This window comes from Streptomyces sp. 8L, assembly GCF_020176795.1.
Classification (GTDB): domain Bacteria; phylum Actinomycetota; class Actinomycetes; order Streptomycetales; family Streptomycetaceae; genus Streptomyces.
Map to the genome: position 1 here is coordinate 1 of NZ_JAIUKE010000333.1, position 14,394 is coordinate 14,394.

10 protein-coding genes are annotated in these 14,394 nt (G+C 68.5%); 2 read left to right on the forward strand and 8 right to left on the reverse strand.

Annotated elements, in window-relative coordinates; translation table 11 throughout:
* Positions 1-581 precede the first annotated feature (581 nt).
* Both LCE31_RS40550 and LCE31_RS25150 read left to right on the forward strand, forming a co-directional pair.
* Positions 582-1,970: a hypothetical protein gene (locus tag LCE31_RS40550; protein WP_308042304.1), complete on the forward strand. Its 1,389-nt coding sequence runs from the start codon at positions 582-584 to the stop codon at positions 1,968-1,970.
* Complete coding sequence (locus LCE31_RS25150) at positions 1,967-4,927, forward strand: DEAD/DEAH box helicase (protein WP_225017902.1); 2,961 nt, start codon at positions 1,967-1,969, stop codon at positions 4,925-4,927. The genes LCE31_RS40550 and LCE31_RS25150 overlap by 4 nt, the downstream gene beginning before the upstream one ends.
* Positions 4,928-5,002: 75 nt before the next feature.
* Here the strand turns inward: LCE31_RS25150 and LCE31_RS25155 are convergent, their stop codons facing one another.
* From LCE31_RS25155 to LCE31_RS25190, 8 genes are all read right to left on the reverse strand, one after another.
* Positions 5,003-5,188 (reverse strand): hypothetical protein, encoded by a 186-nt coding sequence (locus LCE31_RS25155; RefSeq protein ID WP_225017906.1) that lies wholly within the window; start codon positions 5,186-5,188, stop codon positions 5,003-5,005.
* Between the two features lie 956 nt (positions 5,189-6,144).
* Positions 6,145-6,558, reverse strand: coding sequence for a hypothetical protein (locus LCE31_RS25160; RefSeq protein ID WP_225017908.1), 414 nt, complete (start codon positions 6,556-6,558; stop codon positions 6,145-6,147).
* A 267-nt stretch (positions 6,559-6,825) separates the two neighbouring features.
* Entirely contained in the window at positions 6,826-7,557 is a 732-nt protein-coding gene (locus tag LCE31_RS25165) for a hypothetical protein (protein WP_225017911.1), read from the reverse strand.
* A 57-nt stretch (positions 7,558-7,614) separates the two neighbouring features.
* Positions 7,615-8,211, reverse strand: coding sequence for a hypothetical protein (locus LCE31_RS25170; RefSeq protein WP_225017913.1), 597 nt, complete (start codon positions 8,209-8,211; stop codon positions 7,615-7,617).
* Positions 8,212-8,681: 470 nt separating this feature from the next.
* Entirely contained in the window at positions 8,682-11,513 is a 2,832-nt protein-coding gene (locus LCE31_RS25175) for a hypothetical protein (protein ID WP_225017914.1), read from the reverse strand.
* Between the two features lie 174 nt (positions 11,514-11,687).
* The gene (locus tag LCE31_RS25180) at positions 11,688-12,647 is read right to left on the reverse strand and encodes a ParB/RepB/Spo0J family partition protein (RefSeq protein ID WP_225017915.1); all 960 of its coding nucleotides are present in this window, start codon (positions 12,645-12,647) and stop codon (positions 11,688-11,690) included.
* Positions 12,644-13,849 carry a ParA family protein gene (locus LCE31_RS25185; RefSeq protein ID WP_225017916.1) on the reverse strand — a complete coding sequence of 402 codons (1,206 nt, stop codon included), beginning with the start codon at positions 13,847-13,849 and terminating at the stop codon, positions 12,644-12,646. The genes LCE31_RS25180 and LCE31_RS25185 overlap by 4 nt, the downstream gene beginning before the upstream one ends.
* Positions 13,850-13,918: 69 nt before the next feature.
* Positions 13,919-14,383: a RapZ C-terminal domain-containing protein gene (locus LCE31_RS25190; protein WP_225017917.1), complete on the reverse strand. Its 465-nt coding sequence runs from the start codon at positions 14,381-14,383 to the stop codon at positions 13,919-13,921.
* Positions 14,384-14,394: the final 11 nt, after the last annotated feature.

Genomic DNA, 14,394 nt, shown 5'->3' on the forward strand with positions numbered 1-14,394 from the left:
GCGGGTACCACATCGCTGCGCGATGTGCAAGGGGGGCGGTCGCTGCGCTCCCGCTGCCCGTGCGGAGCACGGGCGGATCCCTCCGCTGCGCTCCAGGATCCGGTGGGGCCGGCCGCGATGCGGCCAGCGCGGCGCGCGGTGCGCGCTCGCCTGCTGAGGAGCTGTCAGGTGCGGCTAGTCGGGCCTCCAGTACGGGAGTTGGGGAGTGCTTCGCACTCCTGGGCGGGTCCGCTGCGCTCCCCCGCTTGACGGTCCTTCCGGCTGCGCCTCCAGTCCCTTGGGGCCCGCTGGCGCGGGCCGGGCTGGCTACTGGGGTGGGGGTCGCTCGTTCGTGTCGAGTTCTAGTGTAGCGCGTGCGTCAGGTTGATGCAGCATGTACCGTTGGCGGAAACACGGGACACCTCCCAACCACCCGGCCGACTGAAAGACAGGAATGTTGAATGGACCTCTTCCCTTTCTGGAAGCGTTATGTGCGCGCTGTTGAGCAGGAATTCGCGCGGGCGGGTTTTGCCGATGCCTCCCATTCGGTGACCCGCGATGAGGATCACCGGGGGGCCTGCGTTGCCACCTGGAGCTGGGGCGTGAGCTCGCCCCTCGTGAACGCGCACGAGTGGCCCTCTGGCCTGACGCTGACGTGGTCCTCGCTCTCCGGCTCCGGGCGCTGGACGTACACCGTGGTGGACGAATACGGCCTGGAGAACACGCTGGCTCTGCCCGTCCCGGCCCTGGCCGCTCCGTTCGCGGTCAGCGAGGTGCTGCCTGCACTGATGGACGGCAGGCACGGGCAGCTCCCCGCCTCCCAGGCGCAGTGGCAGCACGCGGGGCTGCTGGAGAAGTGGGCCGAGTCCGCGGCGCTGTACGGCGATGACAAGTACGACGCCGCGTTCCAGGCGGCGGAGGAGGAGGCCGGGACCTTCCTGCGGTGGCAGGAGCAGCTGGACGGCGAGGAAGCCCAGGAGGAGGAGCAGGGCGCCGGCCTTTCCGAGTCTGAGCCTGCCGGGCTGACCCGCTACCGGGTCACCGCGCAGCGGACCGATGAGACGCACCCCGGAGCGGCTGTTCTGACGCACCACGCGTACGCGCGGTCGGTGGAGGAGGCCGTGGCGAAGGTGCGCCGGGCCCACGAGAAGCCGGGCGGCGTGTACGGCGACCAGGGCCTGTACCGGGTCGTGGAAGTCTGCGAGGCCGGGCCGGAAGTAGAGGCGTGGAAGCAGGAGCAGGCGCGCCGTGGGTTCGTCACCACGGTCATGGAGGCCGCGCGCGCCGAGGCCGACCAGGAACTCACCGGCCTGCCCCACCCGGAGATGTTCGGGATCCTCTGCGACTTCTTCACCCGCGCCATCGTCTTCCCCGGCCAGTTCGGCTTCCCCAGCGGCACCGCCGCCGACGACACCGAGCTGCACACCAGCGACCCCGCCCGCGCCCTGTCCCGCCTGCTCCTGGAACACCTCACCCACCATGCCCTGGACCTGGTGGAAGCCGACGACCGGGCCCCCTCACACCTGCCGGAGACCGAAGGCCGGCACCTGGCGGCCCGCGACAACGAGGACGACCAGGCCCCGGCGGAGCTCATCGAGCAGGTCCTTGCCATCTGCGAGCAGCACTACACGGCCGTCACCGGCACCAGCCCCGAGCAGTGGGACCAGGAGTCGTCCCGGGAGCTCGTGGACATCGCCCTGCGGCCCATGCGCCCGGCGGACCATGAGTCCTACCCGCAGGCCCTGGAGGCCTACCTGAGCGGGCACCGGGCGCGGCTGGAGCGGCTGTGGCGCCGCTACGGGCCCGGCGGCATGTTCGCGGGCGAGCTCGTGGTGATCGACCTGCCGGGCTGCCTGGTGCTGTGCGAGAGGATCGACAGCAGCCCGCTCTGGCTCGAAGGGGTATGGGCGCGGGAGGGCCAGGAGGAAAACACGCTGGAAAGGCTTCAGAACGCCTGGCGGCACGACACGGGAGAGGAGGACGGGCGATGAGCAGGATTCCACTCAAGAAACATCAGATCGACCAGAAGTCGAGTTTCCGTAAGTGGGTCGGATTCCCTGCAAGGTCATCCGTGCCCCCTCAGGGTGCCCGTGGCACGATCGTGTCAGCGACCGGCTCCGGTAAAACGATCATGGCTGCCGCGAGCGCGCTGGAGTGCTTCCCCGAGGGCCGGATCCTCGTCACGGTGCCGACCCTGGACCTGCTCGTGCAGACCGCCCAGGCGTGGCGGGCGGTGGGTCACCGCTCCCCTATGGTCGCGGTGTGCTCGCTGGAGAACGACCCGGTCCTGAACGAGCTGGGGGTGCGCACCACCACCAACCCCATCCAGCTCGCCCTGTGGGCCGGGCACGGGCCGGTCATCGTGTTCGCCACGTACGCCTCTCTCGTGGACCGCGACGACTACGAGGCCCTCCAGGAGCAGGAGCGCCCCTACGGGCCCTGGCAGGGCAGCGGAGACGGCAAGACGCGCAAGAAGACGCGGGGGCCGCTGGAGGCTGCTCTGGCTGGCGGAGAGCGCCTGTATGGCCAGCGCATGGACGGTTTTTCGCTCGCCATCGTGGACGAAGCCCACGGTACGGCAGGTGATCTTGGGAGGCCGTGGGCGGCGATCCACGACAACGCCCGCATCCCGGCCGACTTCCGGCTGTACCTGACCGCGACCCCCCGCATCCTGGCGTCGCCCCGGCCGCAGCGCGGGAAGGACGGCCAGGAGCTGGAGATCGCGAGCATGGCCGACGACCCGGACGGCACCTACGGGTCGTGGCTGGCCGAACTCGGGCTCAGCGAGGCGATCGAGCGGGAGATCCTCGCCGCGTTCGAGATCGACGTCCTGGAGATCCGTGACCCCTCCCCCGTGATCGGGGAATCGGAGGAGGCGCAGCGCGGCCGGCGCCTGGCGCTGCTGCAGACCGCGCTCCTGGAGCACGCTGCGGCGTACAACCTGCGTACGGTCATGACCTTCCACCAGAAGGTGGAGGAGGCGGCGGCTTTCGCGGAGGCGCTGCCGAAGACCGCTGCCGAGCTGTACGTCACCGAGACCGATGACGAGACCATGGTCAGGGCGGAGAAGTCGCTGCCCGCGTCGTCGATCGACGCGGAGTTCTACGGGCTGGAGGCCGGCCGCCATGTCCCGCCGGACCGGGTGTGGGCGGCGTGGCTGTGCGGCGACCACCTGGTGGCTGAACGCCGCGAGGTCATCCGGCAGTTCGCCAACGGCATCGATGCGAACAACCGGCGCGTGCACAGGGCGTTCCTCGCCAGCGTTCGCGTGCTCGGGGAAGGCGTGGACATCGTGGGCGAGCGGGGTGTTGAGGCGATCTGCTTCGCGGACACCCGCGGCTCCCAGGTGGAGATCGTGCAGAACATCGGCCGCGCACTCCGCCTCAACAAGGACGGCTCCACGAAGGTCGCGCGGATCATCGTGCCGGTGTTCCTGGAGCCGAACGAGGACCCGACCGACATGGTCGCCAGTGCTTCGTTCCGCCCCCTTGTGGCGGTCCTCCAGGGCCTGCGCTCGCATGATGAGCGCCTGGTCGAGCAGCTCGCCTCCCGCGCGCTCACCAGCGGCAAGCGCAAGGTCCACATCCAACGGGATGAAGAGGGGCGGATCGTCGGGGCCGGCAGCGAAAGCGACGGCGAGGACCAGGAGCCGGGCGACGACACCGACGCCGCTGCCGAATCAGCGCTGCTGCACTTCTCCAGCCCCCGCGACGCAGCGACGATCGCCGCGTTCCTGCGCACCCGGGTCTACCGGCCGGAGTCGCTGGTGTGGCTGGAGGGCTACCAGGCCCTGCTGCGCTGGCGGGCGGAGAACGAGATCACCGGCGTCTTCGCCGTCCCGTATGACGTGGAGGTCGAGGTCGGCGTCACGAAGGACTTCCCCCTCGGGCGGTGGGTCCATCAGCAGCGCAAGGCGCTGCGGGCCGGGGAGCTGGAGGACCGACGCAAGGTCCTCCTGGACGCGCCGGAGGCCGGGATGCTCTGGGAGCCGGGCGAGGAAGCGTGGGAGACCAAGATCGCCGCGCTCCGCTCGTACCGGCGGGCCACCGGGCACCTCGCGCCGCGTCAGGACGCGGTGTGGGGTGAGGGCGAGGCGATGGTGCCCATCGGGCAGCACATGGCCAACCTCCGCCGCAAGGGCGGCCTGGGCAAAGACCCGAAACGCGCGGCAGAACGCGCGGAGCAGCTGGCGGCGATCGACCCGGACTGGAACTGCCCCTGGCCGCTGAACTGGCAGCGGCACTACAGGGTGCTGGCCGACCTGGTCGACGCCGACGGCGTGCTCCCCCCCCACATCGCGGGCGGCGTCGTCTACGACGGCGATGACATCGGCACCTGGAGGTGGCGGCAGCAGGAGCCGGGCACATGGGCGCAGCTGCTGCCCGAGCAGCGCGAGCGGCTGACCGCCCTGGGCATCCGCGGCGCCACCCTCCCCGTGACCGCCACCGCACCGGCGGAGCTCCCCGCGGCGCCGGCCACCGCGGCCAAGGACCCGAAGAAGCCGGGAAGCAAGGCGGAGGCCGCGTTCCAGCGGGGCCTGGCCGCCCTCACCCAGTGGGTGAAGACGGAGGGGCAGCGCTCCGTCCCGCGCAGCACGGTGATGGATGTGGTGGTCGACGGCGAGACGGTCCCAGTGAAGCTGGGGGTGTGGCTCTCGAACACCAAGACCCGACGCGACAAGCTCACCGCGCAGCAGCGCGCCGCCCTCGCGACGTTGGGCATGGAGTGGGCGGGCCCGGCCCCGGAGCCCGAGGCCGTCTCGGAGCCGCCCGTCCAGGAGCCGCCTGCCGCGCAGCCCGCGCCGTCGGCGGCCCCGGTGAAGCGGGCGGTGCGGGAGCACCACGAGGAGTGCGACGAGGAGCTGTACGAGGGCGGGAACTGCACCTGCTGGTCCATCAAGCGGTTCGGGCCGCCCTCCGAGCAGGAGAGCTACTGGGACAACCTCTGACCGCTCCCCCATGAGACCCCGGGCCCGCCGACAGGGCCCGGGGTCTCGTGCGTCACCGCGCGGCGGTGCGGGCAGCTACCAGCGGCGCGGGATGGTGACCCGGACCTCCGCCAGGACGACGCCGGTCGACGGGTCGCGGTGGACCGGGACGTAGAGGCCGGCGGTGTCGCCGACCGTGAACCAGCCGCCGGGCCACCGGGCGGCGGTGGTCTTCAGCTCGATCCCGGCGAGCGGGCGGCCCGCGAAGCGAACGATGATCACAGCAGTGCCTCCATCCGGCGGGAGTTTCCCGCCTCACCCCTTGGTGGGGCTCACCGCCCGGAGGACAGCACCGAGGCGCCGGCGACTTCCGTCCCGGCCCGGCCGCCGAGGTCGACGGCGGGGCGGCGCGGCGGCCCGGCCGACGCGCAACCGGCTGAGCGCGCCCCGGTCCCCGGCCGCGGCCGTACCGCCCATCCCGCCCGTCCCCTACTCCTTCACTCCAGCCAGGGGACATGGGCAGAGCGGCCGCAACGGGGATGTCAGCACCCCGACCACGGCGAAACCATGCGGTGGCCTGCGGAGACGCGAGGGCGCCTGAGCGGGTCGCGCAACGTCCAGCGCAACCTCCTGGCGCAACACTCTGCGCAACAGATAGGCGCAACACCCGCCGCAACATCGTGCTCCTGGTCGACCGCGGCGACGCTTTACGCGGCCCGGACGGCTCTGCGGGCGCAGACCAGCTGGCGCAGCTCGGAGCGCGCGGCCGGCACCGATGGCGCCGTCTCCCAGTACGGGTGCCACCACAGCCGTACGGACAGGAGCAGCAGGAAGGGTTGTCGAACGCATCGGCGGACCTTGACTTCCGGGGCTGGCCTGCGGAGATACGCCTGGCGGTCGAAGCGGCCGTGGAGGGGGCGATGGAGGGGCCCGTGGAGGGGGCCTGCGGGTCCTGGTCGACGTCCTCGGAAGGCCGGCGGTCGCGGGGAGCGTGCTGGCCGTGGGTGGGGTCGGGCGTGAGATCGGCGGGCACGGTGTCCTCGGTTTCTCCGGCCTGCGGGCCGGGTCGGTGAGCGTCCGGCCCGTACACGGATGTGCGTACGGGCCGGGGCCACCGTGAGGAAGCACCCCTTGTCCGCTGTCTGACGATCAACAGCTGCGGGTGTCCGATTCCTCCTTGACCATCCCCCTGTCGTGTGGGTTTGTCCGTGGCCGACGCCACACCGCCGGGCTGGAGTTCAGCGGGCGGGTCGGGTGCTGGAGGGTGAGGCTCCGCGCCGCCAGTCCGAGGGTTTCTGAGCGCGGAACGTCTCGCCGCTCTCAATCCGGGCCTTGTTCCGGGCGAACTCGCGCTCGGCTGCCGACATCTGCCGGGGCGCACAACCTGGGTGTCCCCAGCCGTCGGTCACCTTCGTGATGACGTCGCCCTTGGCGTAGTCCTTGAAGCAGGCCGGGCAGGTGCCCGGGTACGCGGCCCGCACCGACCCACGCGGCAGCGGCACCGTCTTCTTCGCGGCCGACTTCCCGCTGCCCGCCTTCTTCTTGGCCGCCTGCGCCCGCTTGATCGCTTCGCGCTGCGCCTTGCCGGGCCGCTTCTTCGGCTGCTGCACGCGTGCCGCCTTGGCGGCCTTCTGTGCCGGAGTCCGTCCCACGCGCGGATCGTAGAGGCCGACGTCCCGCGGGGCGACGCGCGCCACGCGCACCTGATGTCCGAGGCGGCGGCGCGCGGGCGCGGACCGGCGCGCGCACGGTGCGTTGAGTTGCGCACGATGTAACGCACTCCCCCGCCGTCGATCGCGTCCCGGCAAGTGCGCCGACGACTTCGCCCTGTGTCCCGCAAGGTGGAGCGCGGCAGGTCCGGCGTACACACGGACGCCTCACGGACAGCTGGTCCGTGGGGCATCCGGATGTGGCTACGGTCAGCTCTGCATCATGGCCCTGAGGTCGCTGAGCGAGAGCTCGTTCGTGCCACGGTCCGCCGCCTTGCTCTGTGCCCAGGCAACAACTGCCGGGTCCGCATCCTCGTACTGGGCGCCGGCAGCCGTGTGCTGTCCGTCGGTCGTGGCGACCTGGGTGAGATAGGCGGCCAGGGCGTGCGGGCCGCCGCCGTTGTACCCGATCTCGTAGCCCAGGTCGTTCTTCTGCGGCAGGAGCGAGAGCACGCCCTTGGCCGTGCGGGCCCAGAACAGACCGCGGCCGGTGTAGAAGCGGCTGAAGGTGTCGTCCGGTCGCAGCTCGAGCGGGGCGTACGTCGTGTAGCTCCACTGGTCCGTGCCGCCGGTGCCCGCGTGCTTGAAGTGCTCTCCCACGACGGGCAGCCCGAACTCGGGATCGTAGAAGGTCCGGCGACACAGGCAACCCGATCCGCGGATGGCTGAAGGGCTGTCCTTGTCCTCCGTGACGCACGGGTGGAACAAGGCCGGGATCTTCTTCGGCTCCACGAGGGTGCAGTGCATCGCGTTCGGCTCGCAGCGCACCAGCCTGCCCAGCCACTCCTGGAAGTGAGGCGTCACGGTCTGCTGCGCCTCGATGTCCAGTACGGCGTTCAGAGACGACGTGACGGCCCCCCGCTCGGGCTCGGTGTAGAGGACGAAGTTCAGATAGCCCTTCGTGGGGTCGGTCAGGTTCAGATCGCGGGCCTCGTAGGGCAACGGGCGCTCCAATGCGGGTGTCTGGCGGCCGGGGTGCGGCCGCAGGGAACGGTGAGGTCAGCCGACGCGGTGTTCCGGGCGCAGTGTGAGGCCGCGATCGAAGAACTGCGCGGTGTCGTCCGGTCCGAGTCCAAGGGCGCGGGCGACAGCGGCACCTTCGTCGTCGCGTACGAAGGCGAGGAGGATCTTGCGGGTGGCGGGGTCGGACATGGTCCGGCGGGCGGCTTCGACGGTGTGGGCGACGCAGCCGGTGGTGCCGTCTTCGACGATGTCCCGGCGCGTTTTGCCATCCCAGACGTTGAGCTGGAGGTTGGCGCCCTCGGTGGAGCAGTCGTCCTTGGAGTCCGCACCGAGGACGCAACGCCCGAGCATCGCGGCATGGGCGTGACGCTGGAGGTAGACGGCTGTGCCCAAGAGCCGGTCCACTTCCTTCTCCGTGTTCTCGCGGGCCTTCTCGGGGCTGACAAGCGAGGCCTTCGGGTCGTGGGGCTGCACCCTGATCTTCAGCGCCGCCAGGCTGCGGGCGAGGTCGTCGGCGACGCTGAGCAGACCCACAAGGTTCACGTCGCCGTGCTGGCGCGGCGGGGGCAGTTCGTCGAGGTAGCTCTTTAACGGTTCCAGCGGTTCGTACAGGTCGGTCAAGGTTCCTCCCATGCCGGGTGCCAACGTCACCGATTCTCAGTCCGGCCGGCAGGGGCTCGCGGGTGAAGTCGCAGAATCGGCCACCCCGCTGGCCGGTTGCCGTCCCTCACTTACGGCTTGCTCCCTTGCCCAGGTCCGCCTGGTACACATGGTGTTGCTGCTGGTCGACGGGCATGAGCCGGTTGCTCGGGCTCCGGCCGGTCCTTCATGGCGCGGCGGCGGGTGTCGGCGGCGCGGGTGAAGGCGGCGAGCAGGCCCAGGTTCTTCGGTGTGCGCAGCCACGTCGCCGCATCGGTCGTGCGACCCCCCAAGTACTCCTCGGGCATCGCGCCCTGTTGGGCGCGATCCCGTGGGGCGGGAAGGGTCACCGGAACTTCACGGCCGATCCCGCCGGGCGGGCGTTCGCGGCGGCACGGTGCCGGCCCGGCGGACACCACCAGGGCCATGTAAATGCTGCGCATCGGCGGTCGACCGAGTTGACCTCACGGGATGTTCGGGCGGCTCCTGTGGCGGGGGCACCTCGCAGTTGATGCTGGGATACGACTATCAGGGGCCGGTCCGAGAGGCAGGGACCATGCCTTGCGAATGCTGTCGATCAGAGGACGGGCACTGTAGGGCGATATCCCGAGTTCCTGTCGTGCATCGGCCAGCCGTTCAGGATCGCCGTCTTGGCCGTGTCCGGCTGCCAGTTGCGTGCGGCGCTCGAGTCCGTCGGTGCTGAAGATGTCGAGCAGGGTGAGTGAGAAGTAGGCGTACGTGGATGCTTCGTCGATGAGCTGGCGTGCGATGCTGCTGATCTCTGGATCGTCTGGTGGTCGATGTGACGAGTCGCCGGCTGTCGCAGGAAGGGGGAGGGCGCCGTAGTCGTGGAAGGCGACGTGATCAAGCGTGCGGAGTACATCCGCTTCTACGCACGGACAGGGGTCTCGCAGGTAGCTGCTGAGCGTGCGGAAGGCAGCGAGGATGCCGTGGGTGTCGTGCGACCACTGCAGTTTGCTCAGCAGGGTGCGGAAGCCAGCAAAGGTCTCCGCGAGTTCTTCCAGGATGAGTTGCCGCGAGATGTCGGTGAGCTCGTAGAACTGGGTCTTGTACTGTGTCTCGCGGAGCTGTAGACCGTAGCGGAGCAGGTCGCGCAGGATGCCGCCTGACAGTGCGTGGGCGAGCAGGATGTGGGGTTCCTTCAGTGTCTGTGAGCGCTTGGCAAGGATGGCGCGTGAGTCGCTGAGGGTGCTGGGCTGGACATGGATGATGTCGTCCAGGGAGCTGTCGGTGGCGTCCCGGTGCGGAAGTCCTCTGCGGACGAAGGCGGCTCCCACGTCCTCAGCAACCGAGATCAGGTAGTGGACCAGAGGAACGCCCAAGATGGCTTTGATCTCCCGAAGGAACGCGAGCGCATCAGTGTCCGCGCCCAAGCGGTCCACTTCGTCGATGGCGATCACGACGGTCTTGCCCGCTTCAGTCCTCTCGATGGCGATGCACCTGAGTAGTTCGCGAAATTCTTCAACCAGTTCCGGGTAGTTCGGGGGGACGGTGGACACAGACGCGGAGTGGTTGGTGCCCAGGCTCAGGATCTGGGCAGTGCTCCCGGTGGTCAGGCCGTGGGTGGCCTGCTGGATCGTCTGAAGACGGTAGAGGTGGTTCTGGCATCGCGTGACCAACTCGGGTTCTTCCGGCTGTGGCTGCCAGTCCCCCAGCTTCGACACCAGGACTCCGGCGATGATGCCTGCCAGCCGCAGCGGGTTTTCCGGGTCTTCCAGAAGGGACCGTATCTGCGGGTTCGTGATGAGAAACAGCAGCAGGTAGATGCCTGCGGCGGCGGTAATCGGGCGGAAGATCCTTTCTAGGGAGATGTGCCACCTGCCGAGAGGGAACTCAACTTCCAAGTCACGGACGAAGCGCAAGAACCACCACACGGCCAGCAGCCCTGCTGCGTACCCGACGGCACGGTAGAGAGCCTCGGGCTGGGTGTTGTGCAGGTACCGGGCCCGCTGACGGATTTGTTCGTCCAGCAGCAGGGTGGCAGCGGATGCCCAGGCCAGGAGCAGTCCAATTGGTCTGATACCGCGCATCCACAGGCGTCCCAGCATCCGGGGCAGCCAGGCTGAGTGCCTTGACTGCCACCAGGAGATTCCGCCGATCGTGACTGCCAAGCTTGCGACGACGGTGTGGCCCTGCCAGATGTCCGTCACGTCGCTGCGTAGCGCGTTGGTGTAGGTGCGCGCGACATCGGACGCGGACGTGGCGTACTGCTCGTAGAGCGACCGCACCGAGGCCGACAGCCCTAGCACCACCAGGGCGGTGGTGGGCACCGCAAAGGAGCTCCACCGGCTCAGCCGCTTCGCCTGGAGCCTGACTCGCCGCAGTGCTCGGCGCGCGGGCGACAGGCGTGCGAAGCCGGTGGGTTCATAGCCTCGGCCCCGCATGTACTTCTCGCACAGCTGGACCGACAGCGACAGGAGGAAGTCGTGTGGAGCGTAAGTGGCCGGCGCTTGGACGATCACGCCGAAGCCGGCCTTCTTGACGCACTGCTCCAGCAGCGTCGATTTGCCTGCGCCGCGTGGGCCGCAGACGGCGATGGTGCCGTCCTCAAGGTGTGTGAGCTTACGCTCGAGTTGACGCCGGGCCCCATTCTCGATGATGAAGCCAGGCGCTCGAGGCGCGCGCAGGCCCCATTCGTAGTCGTCGGGGATGAGAAGGGAGTCGGGGTCGTCGCCCAGCATGTGGCGGACCAGATCGGCCACCACGGGAGCAGTACCTGTCTCTTGCAGCTCTTCACCCCAGCGTGCGGCGCACGCTCCTACCTCCATGCGCTGAACGATCCACACGCCCTTGAGCCCTGCGGCCATCAGGCACTGCCTCAGGTTGGACCACACTCGGGACCCGCGCCAGATGCACAGCGTGACCATGATGCCTGCCGCCACCACAACCGCCATGAGCAGGGCGAGCAGGCCGCCGAATATCAACAGAGCCAAAGAGCAGGCAGCGACCAGCGAGCAGACCACACGCCAGTTCCACGGCGTCGCCCGAGCCGCTCGCTCGTGTTTGTCCCCGGCCTCGGCCAGATCCTCTATCGCTCGGTCGAGCAGGGATGATGGGCAGCGGAGGGTGGTGTAGCGGTGGTACCGCGTCGTCATCATGCGCTCTACGACGGCGCCGCGGTCTACGCCGGCCCGTTTGCCGAGCAACCGCTTCGTCTCGGGCGCGTCAACTGCGGCCAGCACGCACCGTTGGTAGATCGCCGACTTGTCGACGCCGTCGACGAAATCGAAGGCCCTCGCCGCCCATAACTCCACCCAGGCCTGCAGCCGCAGCATCCATCCACCTTCCCCCCGAGTGCAGAACCTGTGGATACTACTCCCGATACCAGCACGTTGGCAGGCATTCCCTTGAAGGTGGCAGTTGGTGCGCACGGAGCGAAGCGGGGTGCTTACGTCGTAAGCACCCCGCGCTTCAATTCTATGTGTCGAAATCGTGTCATGGTCGGGCGTTTACGGCGTAAACACTCGCAATGGGTCAACCATGAGCAGCTCGATCAGTTTCTGCACCTGATTTGGCGTCAGACGGCTACGAAGCTCTTGCGCCAGGGTCTGCAATTCGTTGTCCGATTCGACCGTGGCATGTGCGGACTGCTTCTCTGCCGTTTCAGCGGTCTGCTGAGCAGCGCTGTCTGTGCGGGAGGCCGGGGGCGGCTCGGTCCTCTTCGTCTTCTCCCGTTTTTTGGCGGCGCGCTGCTTCAGGGCCTGCTCGGCGGCACTGTGCTGCTGCTGTTCCGGCAGTTGTCCGACTGTGCGGGCGACGTCCAGTGGCATCGTCTTCTCGGAGACGGCCTGCTTGAGTTCGGGGGTGAGGTTGAGAAGGGCGAGTCTCTGGGTGACCCATCCGCTTGACTTGCCGAGCGATCGGGCGACCGCCCGCTGAGAGCCGTGCACTTCCACTAGGCGCTGTAGGGCTCGCGCTTCGTCAAGCGGCTCGAGGTCCTCGTGCTGCACGGCTGCGGTGAGAGCGGTCTCCAGAAGGGTGTCCGCGTCTATGGCGAGGGAGTCGTTGGCGTGGACAGGGAGGTCATCAAGTCCTGCGAGCTTGGCGCCGGCGAGGCGGCGGTTGCCGTCGACGACGACGTAGCCCGCCGCCCCGAGGTCTGAAGCGTGCTCGGGATGGGCTGCCAGGAAGGCGTCCCGGGTGACGACAGTGAGGGGCTGAATGACGCCCTTGCCGGTGAGGCTGTCTGCCATCTCCTCTATGGCGGCGAGAGTGGCCCGCGGGTTGTACGGGTTGGGCGCCAGTTGGTCGACGGGGACGCGGGGGGTTTCGTTGTGAGCTGCGGTGGGGCTTGCGGGCGGTTCGCTGGTCTGTCCGGCGAAGGCAGCGAAGCTGGCGGCGCGGCTGCTCATGGGTTGAGCTACTGCGTCGAAGGTGGCGGATCCGCCGAGAGCATCGGCTTTGCTCATGTCAGTCTCCGGGCGATCTCGCGCATGTGGTGGGCTTGGTCGGAGTAGGGGGCGTAGGCAAGGAGCGCTCTTTGGAGCCGTACGGCTTCGCGTTGTTCCTTTAGGTCACCGATGACTGCGAGGACAGGGGGTGTGCCGAGGCTCTTCCACTTGTCCAGGGAGGAGGTGGCGATGTATCCGCGGCGCGAGTCGTACTTGTTGACCACGAGACCGAGTTGATCGACCTCGATGTCGTAGTCGCCGGTGAGGGATACGACTTGGTTGATGAGCATGCCGTAGGCCTGGGCGGAGGTGTCCTCGGCTTCGACGGGGATGACCAGGCCGGAGGAGCCGGGCTTTTCGCCGTCGCGGCGTCGTCCGTAGTAAATGGCGGCGTCCATGGCGAGTCCAAGGCTGGGCGGTGAGTCGATGACGATGGCGTCGAAGTGGCCTTCCAGTGGTGCTAGGGCTCGTTCGAGTGCTGCGTGCCGGGGGCCGCGGAACATGGTGAGTCCGGAGTCGAGCAGGAAGGCGTCGAAGGCTGCGGGCAGGATGCGCAGCCGGTCGCCGAAGCATGCTTCGTCTATGACGACGGTGAGGTCGATCAGAGACGTGCGTGCCTGTTCCCTGTTGAGCATGTGGGTGATGAGGCTTTCCGCGCCAGCGGGAATGGCCTTGAGGCCCAGTTGGTGGGAGAGGTGCCCTTGGGGGTCGTAGTCGACCATGAGGACTCGAAGTCCGAGCCGTGCGGCAGCCTGCGCGAGCGCAGCTGAATCTGTGGGCTTGCCCGGCAGCGCATGGGCGTCTTCCGCGAGCGCCTGGGCGAGGCCGGCGGTGACGGCCGTCTTCCCAACCCCGCCTTTCTGATTGCAGACGATGATGCGCCGCGTGGGCACGGTCTCGTCGTCTGCAGGGTTCTGCTCAAGCCACAGAGCCACAGCTTGGGCAAGACCTTGGATGTAGGAGACACCCTGGGCGACGCAGTCCTCCTTGAAGGCATCGTAGAGGCCTTCCGGTAGCCAGGTTCCGAACGATTCGGCTCCTGCCGTGTCGACTCCGGGGAGCGGCTCCTGGTGGGCACGCCATGCCTGAATGCCGTCAGTGACGGCATCTTGGAGGTCAGTACTGAGCTGTGCTGCCCGGACTTTGAGTGCTTGTCGAAGGGGGGCGGGCAGCTTTGATACGAGCTTCTCCCGCTCACCTCCTGATGTCGGAGATGCCATACGCGGCAGCATACTGCCGTCGATGCTCGAAACATGTCAGGCAGATCACGTATTTCACTCGTCTCAGCGTTAGCTCCTGCATGCAGGGGACGACTCGGGCTGGTGGCCGCGCACCCTCAGAACGCAAAAAGGCCCGCATCCCTGCACGTTCGCGGGGATACGAGCCTTAATCGTGTGCGTCAGGGTGCGCAGGCAGCAGGCGCTCCCTGGTTTGCGTTGGCGGTGCACGAGACGGTGGTCTGTTTTGATGACACGAGGGAGACGGGCGTGTAGGTGCTCGACGTCGCGGCCGCGGTCACGGAGTGCCCGGGCCAAAAGTTCGGTGAGGGCGCATGCTCGATGTTTGCCTCCGGCGCAGCCGATGGCAATGTGGCTGGGGCCGGCGGGCATGTCGGCGTAGTCGGCGAGGTTGGCGAGGAGCTCGCGGGCGTCGGGGGTGTTGAGGACGTCCTGGACGCGGGGGTGGAGGCCGTTGAGGTCGAGGATGTCGCGGGCGGCGGCCGGGTCACGGAGTCGGTCACGGACGTCTTCGATTCGGTCGGCGG